This window comes from Clostridium sp. OF09-36 (assembly GCF_003481985.1).
In the GTDB taxonomy this organism is placed as follows: domain Bacteria; phylum Bacillota; class Clostridia; order Lachnospirales; family Lachnospiraceae; genus Brotaphodocola.
Map to the genome: position 1 here is coordinate 40,221 of NZ_QUMD01000013.1, position 26,125 is coordinate 66,345.

Genomic DNA, 26,125 nt, shown 5'->3' on the forward strand with positions numbered 1-26,125 from the left:
AGAAATGCTTTTGGAACTGCATGTAAAAAATCTGGCGCTGATCGAGGCGGCAGATGTGGAACTGGAAGATGGCTTAAATATCCTGACCGGCGAGACCGGTGCAGGAAAGTCCATCATGATCGGGTCGGTCAATCTGGCGCTTGGCCAGAAAGCTTCGAAAGAGATGATCCGGAGCGGTGCGGAATATGCTTATGTGGAGCTTGTATTTTCGGTGGATCCGCAAAAAGAAGAAGCGCTCCGTGCGCTGGATGTCGTACCCGATGAAAACGGCATCCTGATCATCAGCCGCAAGATCATGCCATCCCGCAGTATGAGTCGTATTAACGATGAGACGGTTACGGCGGCCAGGTTAAAACAGATCACATCTCTTCTGATCGATATTCATGGACAGCATGAGCATCAGTCTTTGCTCCATGCGTCAAAGCATCTGGAAATTCTTGATATCTACGCAAAATCCCGTGTTCTTGAGCTGAAATTACAGACGGAATCCCTGTATCGGGAATATACCTGTCTTAAGAGAGAACTGGAGCAGCTTGATACAGATAGTGAGAGCCGCAGAAGAGAAGCCGATTTTCTGCGTTTTGAGATTGAAGAAATTGAAAATGCCGGTTTAAAAGAAGGGGAAGAGGAACTTCTTGCGGCAAATTATAAAAAATATGCAAACGCAAAGCGGATCATCGAAAATCTTTCAGCTGCATACCGTGCGGTAGATTCGGAAGGTGTGGGAAATGCCCTGCACGAGGTCAGCGAGGTGGCAGAATTTGATCCGGAATTAAAAGCAATACAGGACCAGCTTTACGATGCGGAGGCTGTGTTGTCGGATGCCCACCATGCGATCGGGGAATACTTAGAGCAGCTTGATTTTGATGAAGCATCGTTTCAGAAAACCCAGGAGCGGCTGGACCTGATCTGTGGACTGCAGGCAAAATATGGGGAAACCATAGAAAAGATCCAGAAATCCCTGGAAGAAAAGAAAAACCGTCTGGAGCAGCTGGAGCATTTTGACGAGTACCGCGCCAGACTGGAACAGAAATACCAAAAGGCAGAAGAAAGCCTGGAGGCGGTGAGCGAGGAATTGTCAAAGGTCCGCATGGAGGAAGCAAAGAAGCTGACCGAAAAGATCCGCGAGGGACTCATCGACTTAAATTTTCTGGATGTGCGTTTTTCCATGGAATTTCGCCGCCTGCCGCACTACACGGCAAATGGCTTTGATGAGGCAGAGTTTGTCATTTCCACAAACCCCGGCGAACCGGAACGTTCCCTTGGACAGGTGGCATCCGGTGGTGAGCTTTCCCGTATCATGCTGGCGATCAAGACGGTGCTGGCAGACAGCGATGACATTCCAACTCTGATTTTCGATGAGATCGATACCGGAATCAGCGGCCGCACGGCACAGAAGGTTGCGGAAAAGCTGGCTGTGATATCCAGAAACCACCAGGTGATCTGTATCACCCATCTGCCGCAGATCGCATCTATGGCCGACTGCCATTTTGAAATTAAAAAATCGACAGACGGTGAGAGCACAAAAACACGGATTCTGCGCCTGAATGAGAAGGATACGGTGACGGAGCTTGCAAGACTTCTTGGCGGCGCCCAGATCACGGAAGCAGTGCTTCAGAATGCCAGCGAGATGAAAAAACTGGCCGAACAGACAAAAAAGCGCAGGTAAGATATTTACAACTAAAAACTGACAGTGTGTTTTTTACATCCGACACACATACTAGAAAGGAGCTTAAAAAAGGCTCCTTTTTTCTTTGTTTCATAGAAAATCGGGAATCAGGTTCCAGGGTACAGGAATGAAACAGACGGCAGGTGAGACAACGGACAGGAGGAATGTGGGATGCGAAAAACACACAGGACAGGAAGTTACTTTTACCGGATTCTTACGGTGATATTCTGGACTAGCTTGGTCTTTACGGCGGGATATGGCTGGTACTATACCGAGCACCAGATCCCGGAGCATTTTAGCATTGCAGAGGGGGAAGAAGAATCCATAGTGCTGGATCTGCCTTTTTATACCACCATACTCAGTGAGAGTGAGGAGGTCGTACTAAAGGGAGATTCCGGTATTCCGCAGGACGAGATCCGGATCCGGCCAGACCAGGAGTTTTCTCTCTATGCGAAAAAAGAAGGTCAGTTCCGTCTGGGCCTGAAGCTGTTCGGGGCGATCCCGTTTAAACAGATCAGCGTGGATGTGGAGGATGCCTCTTATGCAGTTCCCTGTGGTATGCCGGTGGGAATTTACCTGAAATCCCGTGGGGTTATGGTGGTCGGGACCGGAATAGTGACGGATGAAAACGGAAACGAGGCAGAGCCGGCCTATGGGATCTTGCAGTCCGGTGACTACATTGAGGCGATCAACGGGCAACCGCTCTCAGACAAGGAAGCGCTGGTCACAAGCTTAAACCGTATGGGCGAAAGTGAGGCACTTTTGCTGGTGCGGCGGGCCGGAAAGGAGCTGGAGCTGTCTGTGGATACAGTAAAGACAGAGGATGGGAGCCGCAAGCTGGGTGCCTGGGTGCGTGACGATACCCAGGGAATTGGCACCATGACGTATTTAAAGGAAGATGGAGCTTTGGGGCACTGGGACACGGGATCAGTGACAGTGATACCGGACGTGTGGTAGAGATTGAGAACGGGGCGCTGTATGAGACAGAGATTCTGGGAATTGAGAAGGGAAGTACCGGAAATCCGGGTGTGATGGCTGGCGTCATCTACTATGGACCTGGTTCCAGGCTGGGAAGTGTGGATCAAAATACAGACTGCGGGATATTCGGAACGGTGGACGAAAAATTTAGCCAGAAGGTATTGCAGCAGTCGGTGGAGGTGGGGCACCGGCAGGATGTGAAAAAAGGCAAGGCCTGGATTCGCAGCTATGTTTCGGGAAGTGCTTGCGATTATGAGATAGAAATCCAGCGGGTCGATTACAACCCGGCGCGGGAAAACAAGAGTCTGGTATTCCAGGTGACGGATGAACGGCTTTTACGCCTTACCGGGGGAATCGTGCAGGGCATGAGCGGCAGCCCGATTTTGCAGGATGGAAAGCTCATCGGGGCGGTAACGCATGTGTTTGTGCAGGATTCCAGCCGAGGGTATGGGATTTTTGCGGAGGATATGATGTTGCATTGAGTGTTTTTCTGATATGTCAAGCTTCCTCTGTGCTGAGGATAACGCCCTGAATGCAGAAATCCTGGAGGCGGTGCTGGATATGAATGGTGCTACCTGCGTGATCTATCCCGACGGTCAGAAACTCGTGGATTCTCATCATCGCCATGACAGCAAATGCTTTTTCCGAGGATGTGCAGAACTGCCTGAACGCAGGCATGGACGCGCATATATCCAAACCTCTTGACATTGGCGTTCTGGAGCGGACGCTGAAAAGCGTAGCAGGCGGCAAAGCTGCGGGGGGGAGGGCAAGCTGTTCATCGGTAGAAAATACAACAACATAACATAACGAGAAAATTTTAAAGAATACAAAAAAATTCTTCACAATGCGTTATATCTGACAGGATTCATTCGTCATAAAGTATGAAAGCTGAACATGTAAGGCAGTCTTTTTGGACTGGTGCAAAGACCACTCTGGAAAACAAACGGTGAAACAACTGTAAAAGCTTTGGCTGAGTGTTTGTCGAATTATGCGGGAAGCGTCGAACTGTGCGCCAAAACCAGGTTGTTGCCTTGCAAAGAAGGCGAGTATAATACAAATTGTGTAACTATCCGTCATAAAATAAAATATGCCGGATTTGGGGACAGGAGGAATGGATCATGGCAGAATTAAAGATTGCGATTGCAGAAGATAACCCGCTGATGCTGGAATTACTGAGCAGCATCCTGGAAGCAGAGAATGGATTTCAGGTGGTTGGGACAGCAGACAATGGAGAAGACGCCTATCAGATGATCATGGAGAAAGAACCAGATATTGTTCTTCTGGATGTAATCATGCCGAAGCTGGATGGAATTACTGTATTAGAGAAGGTACGAGAGGCGAAGGGTGGGAAAAATATGCCTCCATCATTATGGTGACTGCAGCGGGAAATGAGACTGTGGCATCGGCGGCATTTCGGAATGGAGCCAGTTACTACATATTGAAGCCGTTTGACCGTGAGGTTCTTCTCGACAAGATCCGTCTGGTTGCAAAGGAGCGTTTCCACTCAAAAATGATATCGGCAGTCCGCGAAAAACCGGTGGAATCCTATTTAAATAAAGGAGAGTACCTGCGGCAGAATCTGGAAGATGATGTAACGCAGCTTCTTCACGAGATCGGGATCCCGGCCCATATCAAAGGTTACCAGTATCTGCGGGATGCCATTACGATCTCAGTAGAAGAAGAGGATATGCTGGTGTCTGTTACCAAGGTTTTATATCCGACGATCGCCAAGAAGCATGGAACTACGTCAAGCCGCGTAGAACGGGCAATCCGCCATGCGATTGAAGTGGCATGGAGCCGCGGACAGCTTGAGGTGATCCACGACATCTTTGGCTACACGGTAAACAGCGGAAAAGGAAAACCGACGAACTCCGAATTTATTGCGCTGATCACAGATAAGATCCGCCTGGATTATAAACGTGCACTCTGATTTTTGAAAAAGCTGCTTTCCAATGGCTGTTTTATGAAAAAAACGAATTTTCACGTAAGTTTCATAAAGATTTTACTTCCTAAAACAGAGTAAATCATGTATACTGATAGATAAGACAGTCCGCTTGGGGGCAGACTGGTGCAGAGGAGGGTTCGTATGAAGAACATATTATTTGTTGCATCAGAAGCAGTTCCGTTTATCAAGACAGGAGGGCTTGCTGATGTCGTTGGTTCTTTGCCAAAATGCTTTGACAAGGAGTATTTCGATGTCAGGGTCATGATACCGAAATATTTGTGTATACCGGAAAAATGGCGCAATGAAATGACCTATATCGACCATTTTTATATGGATTATCTGGACAGAGCCGTTATGTGGGAATCATGGAATATATCTATGATGGAATCACCTTTTACTTTATCGACAATGAATCCTACTTTGGCGGTCCGAAGCCATATGGAGACTGGCTGTATGATCTGGAGAAGTTTTCCTTCTTCTGTAATGCGGCTTTGTCTGCACTCCCGGTCATTGGCTTTAAGCCGGATGTTGTACATTGCCACGACTGGCAGACCGGACTGATCCCGGTTTACTTAAAGGACCGGTTCCGCGGCGGGGAGTTTTTCGCAAACATGAAATCCGTCATGACGATCCACAACTTAAAGTTCCAGGGTGTCTGGGATGTCAAGACGATCCAGCGCTTCTCCATGCTGCCGGACTATTACTTTACTCCGGATAAGCTGGAAGCATACAAAGACGGAAATATGTTAAAGGGCGGCATTGTTTTTGCAGATGCCATTACCACTGTGAGCCAGACTTACGCAGAGGAGATCAAGATGCCGTTTTACGGCGAAGGACTTGACGGCCTGATGCGTGCCCGCTCAGGTGACCTGCGCGGTATCGTAAACGGTATCGACTACGATGAATTTAACCCGGAGACAGACAAACTCATCGTGCAGCCGTACAATGCGAAGAATTTCCGCAAGGAAAAAGGAAAGAATAAAAAGCAGCTGCAGGCACAGCTTGGACTTCCGGTCGATGAAAAGAAATTCATGGTCGGCATTGTATCCAGACTGACAGACCAGAAGGGCTTAGACCTGGTTCAGTGTGTCATGGACGAACTCTGCAGCGACGATATGCAGTTTGTCGTACTGGGAACCGGCGACGAAAAATACGAGAATATGTTCCGTCATTACGACTGGAAATATCATGACCGGGTATCTGCACAGATCTATTATTCCAACGAGATGTCACACAAGATCTATGCAGGCTGTGACGCATTACTCATGCCGTCACTCTTTGAACCGTGCGGCTTAAGCCAGCTGATGGCGCTCCGCTACGGAACGGTGCCGATCGTGCGTGAGACCGGCGGCCTGAAGGATACCGTAGAGCCGTACAATGAATACGAGAGCCGCGGAACCGGTTTCTCCTTCTCAAATTATAATGCGCACGAGATGCTTGACACCGTCCGCTATGCAAAGTATATTTACTACGATAAAAAGCGGGAATGGAACAAGATCATTGACCGTGCCATGGCAGCAGATTTCTCCTGGCAGCAGTCAGCGGGCAAATACCAGGAGCTTTACGACTGGCTGATCGGTTATTGATCCCAAAGGTCTGGCCTGCACAGGAAAAACAGGAACAGAACGAAAAGGAAAGCAGGATTACAACATGGGATTTTGGGATAAACTCCTGGGAAACGAGGTACTCATCAGCGCTATTGTGGGCTGGACGGTTGCCAGGTTTTAAAAACACTGATCGATTTTGGCTTAAATAAGAGCTTTACACCGGAACGCCTGGTAGGGTCCGGCGGCATGCCAAGCTCCCACTCAGCAACCGTCTGTGGTCTTACGACTGCGGCGGGACTTTGCTACGGGGTGGATTCCTTTCAGTTTGCGATCAGCTTTATACTGGCGGCCGTTGTCATGTACGATGCCATCGGTGTACGGCAGGAGACAGGAAAACAGGCAAAGCTGTTAAACCTGATCATGGAGCAGGACTGGTTTAACTTAAACAACCAGGAGATCCAGAAACGGCTGAAGGAATTTGTCGGGCATACACCGCTTCAGGTAGCAGCCGGGGCAGCACTTGGCATTCTGCTGGCTCTGGTTGTGCATCAGAACTATTTATAGTTCTGTTTGCGCATGCGGTCTGGCGCAGAAACTATTTATAAAAACGAGTTGACACAGAAAAACGGATATGATATTATAATCCGGTATGAGTTAGCGCCGGGACCCAGTCGTTTGGATAACTCCAACCAATGACCTGGTTTACGGTGAGTATATTATTTTTAAGGAGGAAATCACCATGATTTCAAAGGAAAAGAAAGCAGCAATCATCGCTGAGTACGGCAGAAAAGCAGGAGATACCGGTTCACCAGAGGTTCAGATCGCAATCCTGACTGCAAGAATCGCAGAGCTGACTGAGCATTTAAAGAGCAATCAGAAGGATCATCATTCCAGACGTGGTCTGTTAAAGATGGTAGGTCAGAGACGTGGTCTTCTTGACTACTTAAAGAAAACCGACCTGGAAGGCTATCGTGCACTGATTGAAAAGTTAGGCATCAGAAAGTAATTAGGACGTTAGGGTGGAGAGGTCATCTCCACCCTTTTGTTTTTCCGTACTTTGTGAAAAGTGATATTTTCTGGAAGGTATATCCCGAAGCCGCTGCTGTATACACAACTGTTTGTGTACAGAGCAGTAGTTTCGGAGCCTTCTGTGAATATATAGAATGAAAGAGAAAAGGAGACAACCCATGTACAAAAGTTTTAGTATGGAACTTGCCGGAAGAACCCTGACTGTGGACGTCAACAGAGTTGCAAAGCAGGCAAACGGCGCAGCATTTATGCATTATGGCGACACTACCGTATTATCTACCGCTACGGCATCCGATAAACCGAGAGACGGTATCGATTTCTTCCCGTTAAGCGTAGAATATGAAGAAAAATTATACTCCGTAGGAAAGATCCCGGGAGGCTTCAACAAGAGAGAGGGAAAAGCATCTGAGAATGCAATCCTGACCTCCCGTGTTATCGACCGTCCGATGAGACCACTGTTCCCGAAGGATTACCGCAACGACGTAACCTTAAACAACATGGTTATGAGCGTAGATCCGGAGTGCCGTCCGGAGTTAGTTGCAATGTTAGGCGCTGCAATCGCAACCTGCATTTCCGATATCCCGTTTGACGGTCCGTGTGCCATGACCCAGGTTGGCATGATCGATGGCGAGTTCATCATCAACCCGTCCCAGGCGCAGTGGAAGCAGGGTGACTTAAACTTAACCGTAGCATCTACCGTGAGAAGGTCATCATGATCGAGGCTGGTGCAAACGAGATCCCGGAAGCAAAGATGATCGAAGCAATCTACAAGGCTCATGAGATCAACCAGGAGATCATCAAATTCATCGACACCATCGTGGCAGAGTGCGGCAAGGCAAAACACAGCTACGAGAGCTGTGCAATCCCGGAAGAGCTGTTTGCAGCGATCAAGGAGATCGTAACTCCGGAGCAGATGGAAGAGGCTGTCTTCACCGATGACAAGCAGACCCGTGAGGAGAACATCCGCCAGATTACCGAGAAGCTGGAGGAGGCATTTGCGGACAACGAGGAGTGGCTTGCAGTGCTTGGCGAGGCTGTTTACCAGTACCAGAAGAAGACTGTCCGCAAGATGATCTTAAAAGACCACAAGAGACCGGATGGCCGTGAGATCACCCAGATCCGTCCGCTGGCTGCAGAGGTCGACCTGATCCCGCGTGTACACGGTTCCGCTATGTTCACCCGTGGCCAGACCCAGATCTGCAACGTATGTACCCTGGCTCCGCTGTCTGAGCAGCAGAAGTTAGACGGCCTGGATGAGAACGAAGTATCCAAGCGCTATATGCATCACTATAATTTCCCGTCCTACTCTGTAGGTGAGACCAAGCCGTCCAGAGGACCGGGACGCCGTGAGATCGGTCATGGCGCACTGGCAGAGCGTGCCCTGGTTCCGGTACTGCCGTCCGAGGAAGAGTTCCCGTATGCGATCCGTACCGTATCCGAGACCTTCGAGTCCAACGGTTCTACCTCCATGGCATCTACCTGTGCTTCCTGTATGTCCTTAATGGCAGCAGGTGTGCCGATCAAGAAGATGGTAGCAGGTATTTCCTGTGGTCTTGTAACTGGTGATTCTGATGACGATTTCGTTCTTTTAACTGATATCCAGGGCCTTGAGGATTTCTTCGGCGATATGGACTTTAAGGTAACCGGTACCACCGATGGTATCACTGCAATCCAGATGGATATCAAGATCCACGGACTGACCAGACCAATCGTAGAGGGTGCGATCGCAAGATGCCGTGAGGCAAGACTCTTCATCATGGATACCTGCATGAAACCGGCAATCTCTGAGCCGAGAAAAGAAGTTGGCAAATATGCTCCGAAGATTGACCAGATCAGCATCGACCCGCAGAAGATCGGCGATGTGGTTGGTAAGCAGGGCTGCGTGATCAACAAGATCATCGAGGAGACCGGCGTGAAGATCGACATTTCCGAGGAAGGCAACGTAGCAATCTGCGGTACCGACAAAGAGATGATCGAGAAAGCAAAGAGCATCATCAAGAGCATTGTGACTGACATTGAGCCGGGCCAGGTCATTACCGGTAAGGTTGTCCGCATTATGCCGTTCGGTGCTTTTGTTGAGCTGAAGCCGAAAAAAGATGGTATGATCCACATCTCCAGACTTTCCGACAAGCGTGTAGAGAAAGTGGAAGATGTTGTAAATATCGGTGATATGGTAACCGTTAAGGTTCTTGACGTAGATAAGATGGGCAAGATCAGCCTCAGCATGAAGCCGGGTGACCTTGCAAAAAAGGAAAGTGAAAACTAAACTATGAACTGTAAAAGATATTTTACAGGTGCTCTGGCTGCCTTTATGGTGGCCAGTAGTGCTTTTATGACTTACGCAGACGGTCCGGTGACGATGGGGACCGATCCGGCAGGACTTACATCAGCACCCGGCGAAAGCACCGGGGCAGGAAATGCGGCTCCTGCTGCACAGGAAACCGTGCAGGCCGCATCAGAAGCACAAAGCAATGCATCCCAGACAGTCACTGCGGGTGGCCAGACATCCGGTTCGACACCTGCATTATCTGGAAGTCAGACAACCGGATCTGGTGTCGTAACCTCCGGAGTGATCACGGCAGGAAGCGGTCAGGCAGGACCGGGCAGCGGACCGGGAAGCAGTATTTCGGTTCCTGCCGTAGTAGGAGCCGGAAATATTTCCTTTGCAGGACAGCTTTCCAGTCCTATCGTCAAGGTTGTGGACAAATACAGCTACGACCAGATGACAAAGGACATCAACAGCCTGAAATCGCGTTATGGAAGCCACATGCAGGTGAATTCCATCGGCACCAGCCTGGATGGAAGAACCCTTTATGAGATGATCATTGGAAATCCCAATGCGTCAAAGCATGTGCTGATTCATGCAGGAATCCATGCGCGGGAATACATGACACCGCTTCTGGTCATGAAGCAGGCGGAGCATCTGCTTGCCTTTTATGACAGTGGAGCATACCAGGGGCGCAAGCTCTCAGACATTCTGGGTGGTGTGGCTGTCCACATTGTACCGATGGTGAATCCGGATGGAATTACGATCAGTCAGTTTGGGGTGTCAGCGCTTCGCTCTTCCGACCTGCGTCAGACTGTGAACCAGTGCTATGCCCAGGATACGGCAGATGGGCGGACCAGTCAGGCCTTTGACCGGTATTTGAGCTTATGGAAGGCCAATGGCTGCGGTGTGGACTTAAACCAGAATTTCCCGGCCTTGTGGGATTCCATCAGCACGGGACCGTCCCACGCTTCCTATGCAAACTATAAGGGAACCAGTGCGCTTTCCGAGCCGGAGAGCCAGGCACTGGCAAATCTCGTGAACTCCAGAAGCTGGTCTTTGACCATCAGCTACCACAGCATGGGAAATCTGGTTTATTGGGATTTTGAGGGAAATAAGGTGTCAGCAGAGTCCAAAGCACTGGCAGATCTGGTAACTGGGATTTCCGGATACCGCACGAATACAAGCAGCGGAAAAGGCGGGTTTAAGGATTATGTCCAGATCAAAGACAATCCGGTCCCAAGTCTTACGATCGAAGTGGGAGGCGTAGCCTGTCCGATGCCAGTCAGTGAATTTGGCAATGTCTGGAACAGCAACCAGTCAATTATGGCGGCTGTAGCAGCGTATGCTGCAGATCATTAGGTATTATGGTTCACACATGCGTGACCGGCAGCTGCTTACCAAACCATGGCGGCTTCTTCCCGGATCATACTGCTTTTTTAACAATTGTTTTACCATGTTTCGTTTAGAATGCCTGTCACAGATGCTGTGGCAGGCATTTTTACATACTATTTACCCAAAATTTATTTAAATTTTAAAAATGATTGGAAATGAAGGTAGTGGTATGGTATGATTGAATTGTTTGCGGACTGAAGAGAATAAAGAGAAAAAGTACGCGAGACGAGGAGGAGAGTATGTCAATCAGCGACATTTCAAACGGGTTTGGCTTTCTTGGCGGTCTTGGCATGTTCCTTTATGGCATGAATATCATGGCAGACGGTATGCAGAAGACAGCAGGAAGCAAGATGAGCAGTTTCCTTGGAATGCTCACCAATAACCGCTTTCTGGCAGTGGCTCTGGGTGCATTGATCACGGCAATCATCCAGTCCAGCGGTGCGACAACAGTTATGGTTGTTGGTTTTGTAAGTGCAGGTGTGTTAAATCTGTCACAGGCAGTGGGTGTGATTATGGGTGCCAACATCGGTACTACCATCACCGCATGGATCGTATCCATGAGCCAGTTAGGCGATGCCTTTGAAGTCATGAAGCCGAGCTTTTATGCGCCGGCCATCATTGGAATCGGAGCGTTGTTCCTGGTGTTTTCAAAGAGCCAGAAGAAGAAGACCGTCGGTGAGATCATGATCGGTCTTGGACTGTTGTTTATCGGTCTGGACTTTATGTCAGGCTCTATCAATCCTTATACCGATGCCCCGATCTTCGCGAAAGCATTTGAGGTTCTGGGCGGAAATCCGCTTTTAGGTATGCTGATCGGTGCCATGGTTACTGCACTGCTGCAGAGCTCCTCTGCATCGGTTGGTATCTTACAGACCCTTGCCATGAACGGGATCGTAACGACCAATGCGGCAATCTACATTACGCTGGGCCAGAATATCGGCTCCTGCGTAACGGCAATGCTGTCCAGTATGGGCGGCTCCCGTACCGCTAAGCGTGCAGCGGTCATGCACCTGACCTTTAACGTGATCGGTGCGATCGTATTTGGAACCATTGGTTTTATCTTTTTCAGCCTGCGCCCGGCCTTTGCAGCAGCAAATATCAATGCGGTGCAGATTTCCATCTTCCATACGATCTTTAACCTGTCCATGACCACGCTGCTGTTCCCATTTGCAGACGTTCTGGTAAAGATTTCCGGTATGGTTGTGAAGGAAAAAGAAGAGAAAGAGCCGGTTGTGGAGGATGCAGAAACAGCTGCAACCCTCAAACATCTGGACGAGCGTATCTTCGAGTCCCCGGCCTTTGCCGTTGAGACTGCAGCCCTTGAGGTAGTCCATATGGGACAGATCACCTACGAAAACGTGACCCGTGCCATCGATGCCGTTCTGACCGTGAACTCAGATGAGGTAGAAACCGTATTTAAGACCGAGCAGACCATCAACAATATGGAAAAGATGCTGACCGAGTATCTGATCAAGGTAGACAATCTTTCCCTGACTGAGAAACAGAAGAAGGTCGTAAATAACCTGTTCTACAGCGTCAGCGATATCGAGCGTATCGGTGACCATGCGGAAAACCTGGCAGAACAGGCACAGTATATGGTAGAACACGGACTTCAGTTTTCCAGCACTGGTGCAGAAGACTTAAAATCCATCAGCGACAGCGTATTAAAATCCTTCCAGTATGCGATTGATGCAAGACAGAATGGCAATATGGAGGCAGTACGGAAAGTCAGCCAGTATGAGGACGATGTTGACAGCCAGGAGGAGGAGCTTCGCGAGAAGCACATCGAGCGTTTGTCTGCAGGCGAGTGCAAAGCTTCCGCCGGTGTGGTATTCCTGGATATCATCAGCAATCTGGAGCGTGTATCTGACCATGCATACAATCTGGCAGGTTATGTAAAAGATGAGATGTAAATAATGACAGATTGGTGCAGGAAAAGATACGAAAATAGCGAATATTGTATACAAAGCACAAAAGAAAGCCCTTCGGAGCCAGCCTCCGGGGGGCTTCTTTGACAAAAACAAGACGAAAATCCAGGTGTTTTTGTTAATATGGCAAAAAAAGGCTTGCTATTTTGCTTGTTATTAGGTACAATAAGAACCAGGTTGATGACTTTTTAACAATCATCATATTTTTAACAATCTAGGAGGAATGAATCATGGCAGTTAAAGTAGCAATCAATGGTTTTGGTCGTATCGGCCGTCTGGCTTTCAGACAGATGTTTGGCGCAGAGGGTTATGAGGTAGTAGCAATCAACGACTTAACCGATCCGAAGATGTTAGCTCACTTATTAAAATACGATACCGCACAGGGCGGATATGCAGGCCACATCGGTGAGGGCAAACACACCGTAGAGGCTGGCGAGGACTCCATCACTGTTGACGGCAAGAAGATTACCATCTACAAAGAGGCTAAGGCAGCAGACCTTCCGTGGGGCGAGATCGGCGTAGATGTAGTATTAGAGTGTACTGGTTTCTACACCTCCAAAGAGAAAGCACAGGCTCACATTGACGCAGGCGCAAAGAAGGTTGTCATCTCCGCTCCGGCTGGTAACGACTTAAAGACCATCGTTTACAGCGTAAACGAGAACACCCTGACTGCTGAGGATACCATCATTTCCGCAGCATCCTGCACCACCAACTGCTTAGCACCTATGGCAAAAGCACTGAACGACTACGCTCCGATCCAGTCCGGTATCATGAGCACCATCCACGCTTACACCGGTGACCAGATGATCCTGGACGGCCCGCACAGAAAAGGCGATTTAAGAAGAGCAAGAGCAGGCGCTGCAAACATCGTTCCGAACTCCACCGGTGCTGCAAAAGCAATCGGCCTGGTTATTCCGGAGTTAAACGGCAAGCTCATCGGTTCCGCACAGCGTGTTCCGGTACCGACCGGTTCTACCACCATCTTAACTGCAGTTGTTAAGAAAGCTGGCGTTACCAAAGAAGATATCAACGCAGCTATGAAAGCAGCAGCAAGCGAGTCCTTCGGTTACAACGAGGATCCGATCGTTTCTTCCGACGTTATCGGCATGAGATATGGTTCTCTGTTTGATGCAACCCAGACCATGGTGGCTCAGATCGCAGATGATCTGTACGAGGTTCAGGTTGTTTCATGGTATGACAACGAGAACTCCTACACCAGCCAGATGGTTCGCACCATTAAGTACTTCGCAGAGCTGGCATAATTTCTGCTAAAGGAAATTCTTATGCTGCTGTTTATGCAGTGCATGAACGGCAACAGTTTACAAAAGGCTCAGGAAAGGGTCCGGTCACATGTGGACCGGACCCTTTTGCGTCGATAGGTATAGGGCTTGTCCCACCATCATTTATACAAAGAAAGGGGATTACCTCCATGTTAAATAAAAAAAGTGTTGATGATCTGAAAAATTTAAAAGGAAAAAGAGTTCTGGTCCGCTGTGACTTCAACGTACCGTTAAAGAATGGCGTGATCACCGATGAGACCCGTATCGTGGCTGCACTTCCGACTATCCAGAAGCTGATCGGTGAGGGTGCAAAGGTTATCCTTTGTTCCCACCTTGGCAAAGTAAAGAACGGCCCGAACGAGGGTGAGTCCTTAGCTCCGGTTGCAGTACGCCTGTCCGAGAAGCTGGGCAAAGAGGTTGTATTCGTAGCAGATTACAACGTAACCGGCGAGGCAGCAACCAAGGCAGTAGAGGCTATGAACGAGGGCGATGTAGTCCTTCTCCAGAATACCCGTTTCCGTGGTGCAGAGGAGACCAAGAACGGCGAGCAGTTCAGCAAAGAGCTGGCTGACCTGGCAGACGATTATGTATGCGATGCATTCGGTTCCTCCCACAGAGCACACGCTTCCGTAGAGGGCGTAACCAAATTCATCACCGCAAAGGGCGGTACCAACGCAGTTGGTTACCTTATGCAGAAAGAGATCGACTTCCTCGGCAATGCAGTAGAAAACCCGGTAAGACCGTTCGTAGCAATCCTGGGCGGCGCTAAGGTTGCGGACAAGTTAAACGTAATCTCCAACCTGCTTGAGAAATGCGACACACTGATCATCGGCGGCGGCATGGCTTTCACCTTCTTAAAGGCAGAGGGCAAGGAAATCGGTAAATCCCTGGTAGACGATACCAAGTTAGATTACTGCAAGGAGATGTTAGCGAAGGCTGAGAAGCTTGGCAAGAAATTACTCCTTCCGGTAGACGCAGCAGTAGCAGCATCCTTCCCGGATCCGATTGATGCTCCGATCGAGGTTGCAAACGTAGCAGCAGACCAGATCCCGGCTGACATGATGGGCCTGGATATCGGTACCGAGACTGCAAAGCTTTACGCTGAGGCAGTAAAGAGCGCCAAGACTGTGGTATGGAACGGACCGATGGGCGTATTCGAGAACCCGACTCTGGCAGCAGGTACCATTGCCGTAGCAAAGGCACTGGCAGAGACCGACGCAACCACTATCATCGGCGGCGGCGATTCTGCAGCAGCAGTGAACCAGCTTGGCTTCGCAGACAAGATGAGCCACATCTCCACCGGCGGCGGCGCATCCCTGGAGTTCTTAGAGGGCAAATCCCTCCCAGGCGTAGCAGCAGCAGATGATAAATAAACAGGAGGATCCTACAATGTCCAGAAAAAAAATTATCGCAGGCAACTGGAAGATGAACATGACTCCTTCCGAGGCAGTTGCCTTGATCGAAACCTTAAAACCACTTGTAAAGAACGATGAAGTAGATGTTCTGCTTTGTGTTCCGGCTATCGACATTATCCCGGCTATGGAGGCTGCAAAGGGAAGCAACATCCAGATCGGTGCCGAGAATATGTACTTCGAGGAGAAGGGTGCTTACACCGGTGAAATCTCCCCGAATATGTTAGTCGATGCAGGCGTAAAATATGTCATCATCGGCCATTCCGAGAGAAGAGAATACTTTGCAGAGACCAATGAGACCGTAAATAAGAAAGTCTTAAAGGCATTTGAACATGGTATTACCCCAATCATCTGCTGCGGCGAGAGTCTGACCCAGAGAGAGCAGGGCATTACCATTGACTGGATCCGCCAGCAGATCAAGGTTGCATTCTTAAATGTAACTGCAGACCAGGCAAAGACTGCCGTGATCGCTTACGAGCCGATCTGGGCGATCGGTACCGGAAAGGTTGCTACGACTGAGCAGGCGCAGGAAGTATGCGCAGCAATCCGCGCATGCATCGGCGAGATCTACGATGAGGCAACTGCAGCAGCAATCCGTATCCAGTACGGTGGTTCTGTATCTGCGGCAAGCGCACCGGAGCTGTTTGCTCAGGCAGATATCGACGGAGGCCTGGTAGGCGGTGCATCCCTAAAACCGGATTTTGGTGCGATCGTAAACTACAATAAGTAAGAAACCACTGTAAAGGTGTTGTTAAGGAATCATCTGGCTAAAGGCGAAAAACTATACACAAAATCATTTTTGTAGTAAAATATGGGGAACGGAAGCTATTTCCGTTCCCTTTTTATTTCATAGGAAATTGGGATTTTTTAGGGGGATTTTTGTGTATGGAGAATGATAAAAAAGAAAACAAAATAAGACGGAAAAAGGCAGAAAAGGAGCATCCGGACATCCGGAAGATGGTCCTTCACAATGTCCTGATCACACTTTTGATCATGGGGATATCGACGATCATCGCGCAGGCGTTTTTTCACTACAGTAAGAATTCGACCAGTGTGGCGATCATTTATGTACTGACGGTTATGCTGGTGGCCCGTTATACGACCGGGTATATTACCGGTATCATTGCATCGGTTTTCGGCGTGTTTTTCGTGAACTATGTGTTTACCTATCCGTATATGAATTTTAACTTTTCCCTGGACGGCTACCCGGTAACGTTTCTTGGCATGCTTCTGGTCTCATCGATCACCAGCACGACGACAACACGTTTCAAGAAACAGAGCCATCTCTTAAATGAGAGGGAGAAACTGTTGGTGGAGGCAGAAAAGGAGACCATGCGGGCGAATCTTCTGCGTGCGGTGTCACATGACTTAAGAACTCCGCTTACCAGCATCATCGGACTGGCAGACACAGCGTTAAACGACAGCCCGCAGATGACAGAGGAAAAGCGCCGGGAGCTGTTAGAGGGGATCCGGGAGGATGCCAACTGGCTTTTAAATATGGTGGAAAACCTGTTATCAGTTACCAGGATCCGTGTGGGTGATACCCACGTGAATACGTCGCCGGAGCCGCTCGAGGAGGTGGTGGCAGAGGCCGTACAGCGATTCCGCAAACGTCTGCCTCAGGGAAAGGTGGATGTCAAGATCCCGGATGAATTTCTCATGGTCCCGATGGATGCAACGCTGATCGAGCAGGTCATCATCAACCTGCTGGAAAATGCGGTTTACCATTCCGGGACAGATGAGCCGATCGAGTTTTATGTGGAAAAAAGAGATGATTGTGTGGCATTCCACATCCGCGATTACGGAAGAGGCATTGACCCGCAGCGTCTGAAGACGATTTTTGACGGAGCCGGGATTGAGCCGAATGCAAGCGGGGATTCCCATAAGGGAATGGGAATCGGTCTTACCATCTGTAAGACCATCATCAATGCCCACAACGGAACCATTGAAGCTGCCAACCGCCTAAAGGGAGCCGAATTTATTTTTACATTACCATTGGAAGAGGAAGAAGAACATGACGAATAAACAGGTAATTCTGATCATTGAAGATGAAAAAAATATTGGAAACTACATTGAGACGATCGTGATATCGAACGGCTATAAAGCGCTGCGTGCCATGAACGGAATGTCGGGTCTTTCCTTATGTACCTCCCATCATCCGGACCTGATCCTGTTAGATCTCGGCCTGCCGGATGTGGACGGGATCGAAGTGTTGGAGCGGGTCCGCGGCTTTTCGGCAGTGCCGGTCATTGTGATCTCCGCAAGAACCCAGGAGGCAGAAAAGGTGCAGGCGCTTGATAAGGGAGCCGACGATTACATAACAAAGCCGTTTGGCTCGGAAGAGCTTCTGGCACGCATCCGCACGGCGCTGCGCCACAGTGCACAGATTGTCAGTGCAGGCCCGAGGGAAACCGTATATTCCCGCGACGGTCTGACAATCGATTTTGACAAGCGTGTCGTGAATCTGAACGGGGAAGATATCCATCTGACACAGATTGAGTACAAGCTGGTTTCCCTGCTGGCCAAAAATGCAGGAAAGGTGCTTACTTATGACTTTATCCTGAAAGAAATATGGGGACCCTATGCAGATACCGATAACCAGATTCTTCGCGTGAATATGGCGAACATCCGGCGGAAGCTTGAATCAAATCCGGCAGAGCCGCACTACATTTTCACGGAGATCGGAGTGGGTTACCGGATGAAGGAATAGCAAACAGCGGCTTTCTAAAAGCCGCTGTTTATGATTTTCCAGTCATCGGATTTGGATTTGCGCGCAATGCTGATGTAGCGGAACGGGTTTCCGTCCCTGCGGTCAAGGTTGGTCAGCACGCGGTAGATGATGATGTTTCCCGGACCATAGTCATCTTCAATTCCGCTGTTGTGATACTGCGGGTCAGAGGAATCTGCCGGGTAGATCTGGTCAACTCCCTCAAAGGAGGTTACTTCTTCGGTGAAATAATACTGGGCCAGCGCTTCGGTGGCGTTTAACTCCTCTTGTGTGAGCGCCTCCAGATAAGAGGTTTCGGTGGCATCTGTCTCGCTCGCATAGGTTCCGGTTCCGGCAACCTGCCCTGCAAATTCGGATGGGATCATGGAAAGAGCATTCCGGTCAGACTCAGAAAGGCTGTAGTAGAAGCTAAGCCATTTTAAGGTGTCTGCGGAAAGCTCTTTCCTTTTTTTGTAGACACCCTGGAATTCTACCGTATCGTCTGCCAGAAATAATTCACAGGTCCCGGCGGCCTCATCGGTTATGACACCGGCAGCCCCGTCTGCGAGAATACAGTAGGAGGCACCCTTACAGTCAAAATTGGCCTCTTCATTGCAGGATGGGGCAGTACCGTTCGCAGTGACCGACTGGATGGTGCCATCGGTGTGGTCCGGCATGGTGTATACCGTGCGCCCGGCATCGTGGTAGAGGACATTGTTTAACAGAATCATATTGGATGGTTCTTCGGCAGCTTTGCTGTCTGCAGCCTGCTGGGTGGAAAAATCCTGCCCTGTGCTGCTTTTTGGGGCGCCGCACCCGGTCATGGAAGCAGCGGCAGCAGAGAAAAGCAAAAGAACCAGAAGCTTGCGATAAGTTTGCATGATCAATCTCCCAAAAACATAGTGTTGTCATTATAGCAAGGACCGGGAGAAAAAGCTTTAAGATATTTTTAATTTTAGATTACTTCTTGGGAAAACTATGCTATCATGAAAAGATAAAGAATGGTCTGTAAAATGATGAAGAACAGTTTATGAAATGGAAAAGAATGGTTGGGAGGTTTTGGGGGATGACAAAAGAAAAGACAAACGAAAACCGGATTACGGAAGGGATCATCTGGCAGCAGCTTCTGCTGTTTTTCTTTCCAATTCTCTTTGGTACGTTTTTCCAGCAGCTTTACAATGCTGCAGATGCCATGATCGTGGGACGTTTCGTGGGAAAAGAAGCATTATCGGCCGTGGGTGGCTCCACCAGTATGCTGACCCAGCTGATCGTGGGTTTCTTTGTGGGACTTTCCTCCGGCGCTTCGGTGATCGTCTCCCAGTATTATGGGGCAAAACGCCCGGAGATGGTCGGCTATGCCGTTCATACCGCCCTGATGTTCAGCATTCTTTCCGGTATTGTGATCATGGCAGCCGGGATCATTCTGGCCCCGGCTATGCTTGCCGCTATGGGAACGCCGGAGGATGTGCAGGGGCTTTCCGTAATCTATTTAAGAATCTATTTTCTGGGGATCATTGCCAATCTGGTCTACAACATGGGCGCGGCGATCTTGCGTGCGGTCGGGGATTCAAAGCGGCCGCTTTATTTTCTGGCGGCCAGCTGCCTGACGAACATTGCCTTAGACATTCTTCTGGTTGTCGTATGCAGGCTCGGGGTTGTGGGAGCAGCACTGGCAACCATTTTGTCCCAGCTTCTGAGTGCAGTCCTGGTGGCCGTATGTCTCATTCGGACCAGGGACATGCACCGTCTGGTCTTGAAAGAATTGCGGCTGGACGGGCGGATGCTGAGGCGCATCATCCGCATAGGACTTCCGGCCGGGATGCAGTCGGTGATGTATGGTCTGTCTAATGTCATTATCCAGGCCGGGATCAATTCGCTGGGAACGAATAGCGTGGCGGCCTGGGCGGCTTACAGCAAGCTGGACTCTGTCTTCTGGATGATGATCAATGCCTTTGGTATTTCCGTGACAACCTTTGTGGGGCAGAATTATGGCGCCGGGAAAATGGAACGGGTACACCGGGGCGTGCGGACCTGTATGGCCATGACGGTTGTGGCATCCCTGGGTATGTCCGTGCTGATCTACCGGTTTGGGGTGTATGGCTATGAGCTGTTTACCACAGACCAGGATGTGATCACCATCGGTATTGCATGATGCGTTATCTGGCACCGATGTATGTGGAATATGTGGCGATCGAGATCCTTTCCGGCGCATTGCGCGGGGTGGGAGACTGCTGGTGTCCGATGGTCATCTGTCTGTTAGGAGTCTGTGTGCTCCGTGTAAGCTGGATTCTGATCGCTGTTCCGCTCAAGCGCGATATGTACACGATCATGTTCAGTTATCCGCTGACCTGGATCACCACGACCATTCTGTTTATCATTTACTATCTGTTTTTCGGAAAGCTGAAGCTGTCAAAGGCTAAAGAAGCAAAAAATTGAAGTTTCCAAAATGAAAGCTGAAAAAAGCTGCAGATGACGGATTCATCTGCAGCTTTTTATGTCTGGCTGAAACTATGATAAGTAGTGCCTGGGTCACATCTCCGGCACGGGGGTTGGCCTTGATCTGTCGAAGACATCCTCAGCCCGGAACAGGTCATCAAGCTTTCGCGGGCGTCCCTCTGCTTCTGCGGTGATGTCCTTCCACATCCGGTAGCCGTCCAGGTTCCGGCGTCCCTGGCGCAGGTAATCGTCGCCAAGCTGTACCCAGTACTGGCTGGAGTCGACATTGCAGAAATAGCGGAAGCCTGCATTGTAAAGATAGCGGAAGCGCTCGTTGTCCATGCTGTACGGATGCCAGTCACCGACATCGGCCCCGAATGGGAACAGGATGATATCGGTAGGGCCGATGAGGGATTCTACTTCGGATTCCCATTTATCCGTGTCAGACTGGAAACGGTCCCACTCTACTGTGCCAAGGTCTAAATGGCCCCAGCTGTGGGAGGCAAGCTCCCAGCCGTTGTCCCGCAGGCACTGTGCCACTTCGGCAGCAGCCTGGCGGTCCTGCTCGTAGGTTTCAGAGCCGGCATAGGAGGAGGCAGTGCGATAACCGAGTATGCCCTCGTATCCGGTAAAGGCTAAGACAGCACGCGCTCCTTTATAGGAAAAGTCAGGATGACGCTCACAGAATTTTTCCAGGATCGGGACCAGATCATAGTCTCCGGTGGAGACAGAGCCGTCATCCATGGTCATTTCGCAGGTTGGTTTGCCATCCTCCCCGATGACGATCCGGTTTGCAAAGCCGTCTCCATCCATATAAGGGTAGTAGCAGAGGTCATCCTGGGACATGACAAACGGGATCTTGCCCGGTGGCAGCATGATATCGCCAGCCTTCATGACGGTGTTTCCGTTTTCATCGGTTGTCTCGTAAGCCATATCGTGAAGTCGCACCAGAACGTAACCTTTGCTGTACAGGTTGTCCAGGATCTTATTAAATTCATCGATGGTGGTCATGACCTGGTTGTAGCCATCCTGGTCGGCATCGCCGTCGAAGGCCTTGGACGGGTCCGCTACCAGGGTGTGGAAGAATACATGGGTGATCTTGCTGATGGGAGTACGCACCAGGGTGGCCTTGGTGGATTCATATCCAGCAATAGCGGAAACCACCTCCGGGTCGGAAGCGAATTCCTCCGAAGCCTTTAACAGCTCGATCGCAGCATCGTAGTCGTAGCCGGAGGCCAGCAGATAAGCCTGATGCAGCAGGTCTGCAGCCGGGGTATCGGGCATGACAAAGCCATCTCCCTCGGTGGGAGACTCTGCAGTGTCAGGTGCTTCTGTGGAAATGACAATGGAGCCGGTGGTGTCCGGGGCATTGCCAGAGTGATGCTTTCTTAGAAAAAAAACGCCGGCGCCAAGCGCTCCGGCCAGTGCAATGCAGGCTGCCACGGCCAGGAAACGGGGAAGGCGTGAGCGGCGCCGCCTGTGGCTGTAGGACCTGCCGGAATAATATTCATTCATATACAAAACTCCTTAAAGTTACCTCTTATCTTATGGCTCCATCATAGCATAGAACCCAGGAAATAGCCATAGATTACAGTGTAGAAAAGGTGAAAGAAGGGGGAGTTATGTTACGGTTCACGCGAGTGTGCCAGGCAGCAGGATTTATGAAACGGGCAGTGCTGGTATTGTGCACCAGTCTGCTGCTTTACCTGGTGATGCTGCCCGCACTTTCCCAGATGGCCGGGCTGCCGCTTTTGTGCTTTGCAGAGGAAGGGCAGGCAGAGCCGGCAGTGGCTGTGCAGGCGCCCTGTGCGGTTTTGATGGAGGCATCGACCGGAGAAACCATCTATGAGAAAAACGTAGACGAACAGAGAAGTCCGGCCAGTATCACGAAGATCATGACACTGATCCTGATCTTTGATGCCATTGACGAAGGAAAGATCCGCCTGAGTGATGAGGTGGTCACCAGTGCCCACGCAAAATCTATGGGAGGCTCCCAGGTGTTTTTAGAGGAGGGCGAGGTGCAGACGGTAGAAACCCTGATCAAGTGCATCGTTATTGCGTCTGGCAATGATGCATCCGTGGCGATGGCGGAGTACATAGCTGGTTCCGAGGAGGCCTTTGTCCAGAGCATGAACGAGCGTGCCAGGGCTTGGCATGACAGGGACGCACTTTGTGGATTGCTGCGGCCTGACCGAGTCACCACAGCACCTGACCACGGCCCGGGATATTGCGCTCATGTCGCGGGAGCTGATCACGAAATACCCGCAGATCCATACCTATTCTACGATCTGGATGGAAAATATCACACATGTCACAAAGCAGGGGACCAAGGAGTTTGGCCTTTCCAACACCAACAAGCTGTTAAAGATGGCAACCAATTTCAAGGTGACAGGCCTTAAGACAGGTTCCACCTCCCTGGCGAAATACTGTCTGTCAGCAACGGCGGAGAAGGACGGGGTCCGTCTGATCGCAGTGATCATGGCAGCTCCCGACTACAAGGCACGCTTTGCGGATGCAAAGGCGCTTCTGGATTACGGGTATGCAAATTGCCGCCTGTATGAAGACAAGGAAATGCCGGAGCTTCCCGCGCTGGAGGTGACAGATGGCGTGACATCCTCTGTTCCACTGAAATATGCTGGGGGATTTTCTTATCTGAGCCTGAGCGGGGATGATTTTTCAGCGGTCGAAAAGAAGCTGATGCTTCCGGAAGCCCTGACTGCACCGGTAAATGCAGATGAGAAGGCCGGGGTTTTGCGCTACGAGTTAAATGGAAAGGTGCTCGGAGAGGTGGATATTTTAACGGATGGAAGTGTAGAAAAGGCTGGTTTTCTGGATTATCTGGGAAAGGTGGCTTCCTGCTTTTTTATTTCATAGCAGAAGATTGTGGGAAGTGGTCAAGGCAATTGCGCTCCGACACCAGAATCAAGGCACAGTCTTTTTGAAAATGATCCTGCAAAAGCTGAACCGGACAGGAAAGCAGCTCATACACTGTAGGTATTAAGAAATGTACTTTTAGCGCATCTTCCTGTAAAAGGAGCGGCAGCAAAATGCTCCGAAAGGATGCCCTGGAAGTATAGGAAACTGACTGGGAGGACTGTTAGGTTCATGAAAAAGAAGATCAAGTGTCTGTGTGTGGCGGGTCTGGCCTGCGCTGTCTTATGCGGCTGTGCGAAGGAAGCATCCGGACTGACTCCGCTAACCTTGTATGAGGTTGCGCATTCTATTTTTTATGCGCCGCAGTATGCGGCTATTGAGCTGGGATACTTTGAGGAGGAAGGGCTGGATCTGACACTGGTAAACGGGGCCGGGGCCGATAAGGTCATGACAGCCATGCTGGCCGGTGACGCTGATATCGGCTTTATGGGGTCTGAGGCAAGCATTTATACTTACGCCCAGGGCGCGGAGGATTATGCGGTAAATTTTGCACAGCTGACCCAGCGGGCCGGAAACTTTCTGGTAGGAAGGCAGCCAGATCCGGACTTTAACTGGCAGAAACTAAAAGGCAGCAGGGTTTTGGGAGGCCGTGCCGGTGGCATGCCACAGATGGTATTTGAGTATATCTTAAAGAAAAACGGGATCGATCCCAAAACAGACCTGACGATCGACCAGAGCATTCAGTTTGGACTGACGGCAGCGGCCTTCACCAGTGACCAGTCGGACTATACCGTAGAGTTTGAACCCTTTGCAACGGGACTGGAGCTGGAAGGAAACGGGTATGTAGTGGCATCCCTCGGCACAGATTCCGGGTACGTGCCCTACACGGCGTACTGTGCGAAAAAAAGCTATCTGGCCATGCATCCGGAACGCATCCAGAGCTTTACCAATGCGATCCAGAAGGGAATGGATTATGTAAATTCCCATTCAGCAGAAGAAATCGCCAAGGTGATCCAGCCGCAGTTTGCGGAGACACCGCTTGAGAACATCACAAAGATCGTAAAGCGCTACCAGGACCAGGACACCTGGAAGAAGGATCTGGTTTTTGAACAGTCCAGCTTTGAACTTTTGGAAAATATTTTAAAGGAAGCGGGAGAACTGGAAAAGCAGGTGCCGTATGAAAAGCTTGTGACCACGGAATTTGCCAAAAGGGCCGTAGAGTAGAAAAGCAGAAAAATAGAAAACGGCACTAGAATATGCAAAGATAGGAATCCGGAAGATGTCCGTGACAAACGGACATCTTCGTGGTATGATATCCAAAGAAAGCAGCTGCTGTTTGTGCAATGCGGGAACAGTAACGTTTGCGCAACGCCCGAAACGTAACGCAGATGCAGGAATGTGCCAAGGCACATTTTGGGAGGACATGATACATGAATTATAAAATGATCGTTCTGGATCTGGACGGGACCCTGACCAACAGGGACAAGATCATCACTCCGAGAACCAAACAAAGTCTCATGGAGGCACAGAAGCGCGGACTGAAGGTGGTCCTGGCATCTGGACGTCCAACGTACGGGGTCATGCCGCTGGCAGAGGAGCTGGAGCTGGAAACCTACGAGGGGTATATCTTATCTTTTAATGGCGGCATCATCATGAACTGCCGTACGAAGGAGATCCTTCTGAAAAAAGAGCTTCCGGTGGAGGCAAACCGGCGTATTCTGGAGCTGGCACGAAAGGAGCAGGTCGATGTCCTGACTTATGAGGGCGCCCACATTCTTACCAATAATCCGGACAATCCCTATGCAAAGATTGAGTCTGGGATTAACCATCTGAAATTAAAAAAGGTAGAAGACCTGGACAGCTATCTGGACTTCCCGGTTCCGAAATTCCTTATGCTGGACGACGGGGATTATCTTGCACTCGTTGAGGCCAGAGTCAAGGCTGTACTCGGAAAAAATTTCAGCGTATACCGCTCGGAGCCCTATTTCCTTGAAATCCTTCCGAAGGGGATCGATAAAGCACAGTGTCTGGCCCAGCTCTTAAAGCTATTATCCATTGACCGGGAAGAAATGATCGCCTGCGGAGATGGCTTTAACGATCTGTCCATGATCGAGTACGCAGGCCTTGGCGTGGCCATGGAAAATGCAGTCCGTCCAGTACGGAATGCAGCAGACTATGTGACATTGTCGAACAACGACGATGGTGTGGCCCATGTCGTTGAAAAGTTTTTTCTGCAGAACTATGGACTTTAAAAATTTAGTGTGGTAAACTGGTAAAAGTTAGAACTGCAGAACGAAGTATTTTCAGGAAGGGATTGTATTCAATGAATAAGAAGATTAAGACGGAGGCAGTAGACCATCTGTTTGAAGCGATTTTAACATTAAAGACTCCGGAAGAGTGCTATATATTCTTTGAAGATGTATGTACGGTCAACGAACTGTTATCCTTGTCCCAGCGCTACGAGGTAGCAAAAATGCTGCGGGAAAAGAAAACATATCTGGAGATCGCAGATAAGACCGGAGCATCTACTGCAACCATCAGCCGTGTAAACCGCTCCTTAAATTATGGAAACGACGGCTACGACATGGTGTTTGAACGGATTGCCCAGAACCAGGAGACAAAAGAAAACGAATAGGAAGAATGAAAAAGTGATGCTTTG

19 protein-coding genes and 4 pseudogenes are annotated in these 26,125 nt (G+C 49.8%); 21 read left to right on the plus strand and 2 right to left on the minus strand.

Annotated elements, in window-relative coordinates; all coding sequences use genetic code 11:
- Positions 1 to 4: 4 nt before the first annotated feature.
- The 15 genes and pseudogenes from recN (at position 5) to DXA97_RS11590 (ending at position 18,159) form a co-directional block, all read left to right on the plus strand.
- A complete protein-coding gene (gene recN, locus DXA97_RS11520) occupies positions 5 to 1,669 on the plus strand; it encodes a DNA repair protein RecN (protein ID WP_118720200.1) in 1,665 nt (554 codons plus the stop codon).
- Positions 1,670 to 1,840: 171 nt separating this feature from the next.
- On the plus strand, positions 1,841 to 2,626 hold the full coding sequence (locus tag DXA97_RS22195; protein ID WP_347561571.1) for a SpoIVB peptidase S55 domain-containing protein: 786 nt from the start codon (positions 1,841 to 1,843) through the stop codon (positions 2,624 to 2,626).
- The gene (locus DXA97_RS22200) at positions 2,620 to 3,129 is read left to right on the plus strand and encodes a SpoIVB peptidase S55 domain-containing protein (RefSeq protein WP_347561572.1); all 510 of its coding nucleotides are present in this window, start codon (positions 2,620 to 2,622) and stop codon (positions 3,127 to 3,129) included. The genes DXA97_RS22195 and DXA97_RS22200 overlap by 7 nt, the downstream gene beginning before the upstream one ends.
- 636 nt (positions 3,130 to 3,765) lie before the next feature.
- Positions 3,766 to 4,577, plus strand: a pseudogene (gene spo0A / locus DXA97_RS11535) (sporulation transcription factor Spo0A).
- Between the two features lie 156 nt (positions 4,578 to 4,733).
- Positions 4,734 to 6,178 (plus strand): annotated as a pseudogene (glgA, locus tag DXA97_RS11540) (glycogen synthase GlgA).
- 189 nt (positions 6,179 to 6,367) lie between these two features.
- Positions 6,368 to 6,703 (plus strand): divergent PAP2 family protein, encoded by a 336-nt coding sequence (locus tag DXA97_RS11545; protein ID WP_347561584.1) that lies wholly within the window; start codon positions 6,368 to 6,370, stop codon positions 6,701 to 6,703.
- Between the two features lie 175 nt (positions 6,704 to 6,878).
- A complete protein-coding gene (gene rpsO / locus DXA97_RS11550) occupies positions 6,879 to 7,145 on the plus strand; it encodes a 30S ribosomal protein S15 (protein WP_118530908.1) in 267 nt (88 codons plus the stop codon).
- Between the two features lie 181 nt (positions 7,146 to 7,326).
- Positions 7,327 to 9,434, plus strand: a pseudogene (locus DXA97_RS11555) (polyribonucleotide nucleotidyltransferase).
- Between the two features lie 3 nt (positions 9,435 to 9,437).
- Positions 9,438 to 10,796 carry a M14 family zinc carboxypeptidase gene (locus DXA97_RS11560; RefSeq protein ID WP_118720202.1) on the plus strand — a complete coding sequence of 453 codons (1,359 nt, stop codon included), beginning with the start codon at positions 9,438 to 9,440 and terminating at the stop codon, positions 10,794 to 10,796.
- 272 nt (positions 10,797 to 11,068) lie between these two features.
- Positions 11,069 to 12,742 (plus strand): Na/Pi cotransporter family protein, encoded by a 1,674-nt coding sequence (locus tag DXA97_RS11565; RefSeq protein ID WP_118720204.1) that lies wholly within the window; start codon positions 11,069 to 11,071, stop codon positions 12,740 to 12,742.
- Positions 12,743 to 12,987: 245 nt separating this feature from the next.
- Positions 12,988 to 14,019, plus strand: coding sequence for a type I glyceraldehyde-3-phosphate dehydrogenase (gene gap, locus DXA97_RS11570; protein ID WP_118720206.1), 1,032 nt, complete (start codon positions 12,988 to 12,990; stop codon positions 14,017 to 14,019).
- 167 nt (positions 14,020 to 14,186) lie between these two features.
- Positions 14,187 to 15,410, plus strand: coding sequence for a phosphoglycerate kinase (locus DXA97_RS11575; protein WP_118720208.1), 1,224 nt, complete (start codon positions 14,187 to 14,189; stop codon positions 15,408 to 15,410).
- Positions 15,411 to 15,426: 16 nt separating this feature from the next.
- Positions 15,427 to 16,179 (plus strand): triose-phosphate isomerase, encoded by a 753-nt coding sequence (gene tpiA / locus DXA97_RS11580; RefSeq protein WP_118720210.1) that lies wholly within the window; start codon positions 15,427 to 15,429, stop codon positions 16,177 to 16,179.
- 155 nt (positions 16,180 to 16,334) lie between these two features.
- Positions 16,335 to 17,474: a DUF4118 domain-containing protein gene (locus DXA97_RS11585; protein ID WP_347561573.1), complete on the plus strand. Its 1,140-nt coding sequence runs from the start codon at positions 16,335 to 16,337 to the stop codon at positions 17,472 to 17,474.
- The gene (locus DXA97_RS11590; protein ID WP_118720212.1) at positions 17,464 to 18,159 is read left to right on the plus strand and encodes a response regulator transcription factor; all 696 of its coding nucleotides are present in this window, start codon (positions 17,464 to 17,466) and stop codon (positions 18,157 to 18,159) included. The genes DXA97_RS11585 and DXA97_RS11590 overlap by 11 nt, the downstream gene beginning before the upstream one ends.
- Positions 18,160 to 18,173: 14 nt before the next feature.
- Here the strand turns inward: DXA97_RS11590 and DXA97_RS11595 are convergent, their stop codons facing one another.
- Entirely contained in the window at positions 18,174 to 19,037 is an 864-nt protein-coding gene (locus DXA97_RS11595; protein WP_118720214.1) for a hypothetical protein, read from the minus strand.
- A gap of 185 nt (positions 19,038 to 19,222) precedes the next feature.
- Here DXA97_RS11595 and DXA97_RS11600 point away from each other — a divergent pair, with 185 nt between their 5' ends.
- Positions 19,223 to 20,308, plus strand: a complete 1,086-nt coding sequence (locus tag DXA97_RS11600) for an MATE family efflux transporter (protein WP_347561574.1) — start codon at positions 19,223 to 19,225, stop codon at positions 20,306 to 20,308.
- Entirely contained in the window at positions 20,305 to 20,592 is a 288-nt protein-coding gene (locus tag DXA97_RS22205) for a hypothetical protein (RefSeq protein WP_347561575.1), read from the plus strand. The genes DXA97_RS11600 and DXA97_RS22205 overlap by 4 nt, the downstream gene beginning before the upstream one ends.
- A 93-nt stretch (positions 20,593 to 20,685) precedes the next feature.
- On the opposite strand, the gene DXA97_RS11605 is transcribed toward DXA97_RS22205, so the two are convergent.
- Complete coding sequence (locus DXA97_RS11605) at positions 20,686 to 22,107, minus strand: polysaccharide deacetylase (protein WP_118720216.1); 1,422 nt, start codon at positions 22,105 to 22,107, stop codon at positions 20,686 to 20,688.
- A 146-nt stretch (positions 22,108 to 22,253) separates the two neighbouring features.
- Here DXA97_RS11605 and DXA97_RS11610 point away from each other — a divergent pair.
- The 4 genes and pseudogenes from DXA97_RS11610 to DXA97_RS11625 all read left to right on the plus strand — a co-directional run bounded on the left by DXA97_RS11610 (position 22,254) and on the right by DXA97_RS11625 (position 26,101).
- A pseudogene (locus DXA97_RS11610) lies at positions 22,254 to 23,466 on the plus strand (D-alanyl-D-alanine carboxypeptidase family protein).
- 231 nt (positions 23,467 to 23,697) lie between these two features.
- Positions 23,698 to 24,690 (plus strand): ABC transporter substrate-binding protein, encoded by a 993-nt coding sequence (locus tag DXA97_RS11615; RefSeq protein ID WP_118720218.1) that lies wholly within the window; start codon positions 23,698 to 23,700, stop codon positions 24,688 to 24,690.
- A gap of 206 nt (positions 24,691 to 24,896) precedes the next feature.
- Positions 24,897 to 25,718, plus strand: coding sequence for a Cof-type HAD-IIB family hydrolase (locus DXA97_RS11620; RefSeq protein WP_118720220.1), 822 nt, complete (start codon positions 24,897 to 24,899; stop codon positions 25,716 to 25,718).
- Between the two features lie 71 nt (positions 25,719 to 25,789).
- Positions 25,790 to 26,101: a YerC/YecD family TrpR-related protein gene (locus DXA97_RS11625; protein WP_118720222.1), complete on the plus strand. Its 312-nt coding sequence runs from the start codon at positions 25,790 to 25,792 to the stop codon at positions 26,099 to 26,101.
- Positions 26,102 to 26,125: the final 24 nt, after the last annotated feature.

Coding starts and splice junctions, on each gene's coding strand:
- recN (WP_118720200.1), top strand. CDS start 5: ATGCTTTTGGAACTGCATGTAAAAAATCTGGCGCTGATCGAGGCGGCA.
- DXA97_RS22195 (WP_347561571.1), top strand. CDS start 1,841: ATGCGAAAAACACACAGGACAGGAAGTTACTTTTACCGGATTCTTACG.
- rpsO (WP_118530908.1), top strand. CDS start 6,879: ATGATTTCAAAGGAAAAGAAAGCAGCAATCATCGCTGAGTACGGCAGA.
- DXA97_RS11560 (WP_118720202.1), top strand. CDS start 9,438: ATGAACTGTAAAAGATATTTTACAGGTGCTCTGGCTGCCTTTATGGTG.
- DXA97_RS11565 (WP_118720204.1), top strand. CDS start 11,069: ATGTCAATCAGCGACATTTCAAACGGGTTTGGCTTTCTTGGCGGTCTT.
- gap (WP_118720206.1), top strand. CDS start 12,988: ATGGCAGTTAAAGTAGCAATCAATGGTTTTGGTCGTATCGGCCGTCTG.
- DXA97_RS11575 (WP_118720208.1), top strand. CDS start 14,187: ATGTTAAATAAAAAAAGTGTTGATGATCTGAAAAATTTAAAAGGAAAA.
- tpiA (WP_118720210.1), top strand. CDS start 15,427: ATGTCCAGAAAAAAAATTATCGCAGGCAACTGGAAGATGAACATGACT.
- DXA97_RS11585 (WP_347561573.1), top strand. CDS start 16,335: ATGGAGAATGATAAAAAAGAAAACAAAATAAGACGGAAAAAGGCAGAA.
- DXA97_RS11590 (WP_118720212.1), top strand. CDS start 17,464: ATGACGAATAAACAGGTAATTCTGATCATTGAAGATGAAAAAAATATT.
- DXA97_RS11595 (WP_118720214.1), bottom strand. CDS start 19,037: ATGCAAACTTATCGCAAGCTTCTGGTTCTTTTGCTTTTCTCTGCTGCC.
- DXA97_RS11600 (WP_347561574.1), top strand. CDS start 19,223: ATGACAAAAGAAAAGACAAACGAAAACCGGATTACGGAAGGGATCATC.
- DXA97_RS22205 (WP_347561575.1), top strand. CDS start 20,305: ATGATGCGTTATCTGGCACCGATGTATGTGGAATATGTGGCGATCGAG.
- DXA97_RS11605 (WP_118720216.1), bottom strand. CDS start 22,107: ATGAATGAATATTATTCCGGCAGGTCCTACAGCCACAGGCGGCGCCGC.
- DXA97_RS11615 (WP_118720218.1), top strand. CDS start 23,698: ATGAAAAAGAAGATCAAGTGTCTGTGTGTGGCGGGTCTGGCCTGCGCT.
- DXA97_RS11620 (WP_118720220.1), top strand. CDS start 24,897: ATGAATTATAAAATGATCGTTCTGGATCTGGACGGGACCCTGACCAAC.
- DXA97_RS11625 (WP_118720222.1), top strand. CDS start 25,790: ATGAATAAGAAGATTAAGACGGAGGCAGTAGACCATCTGTTTGAAGCG.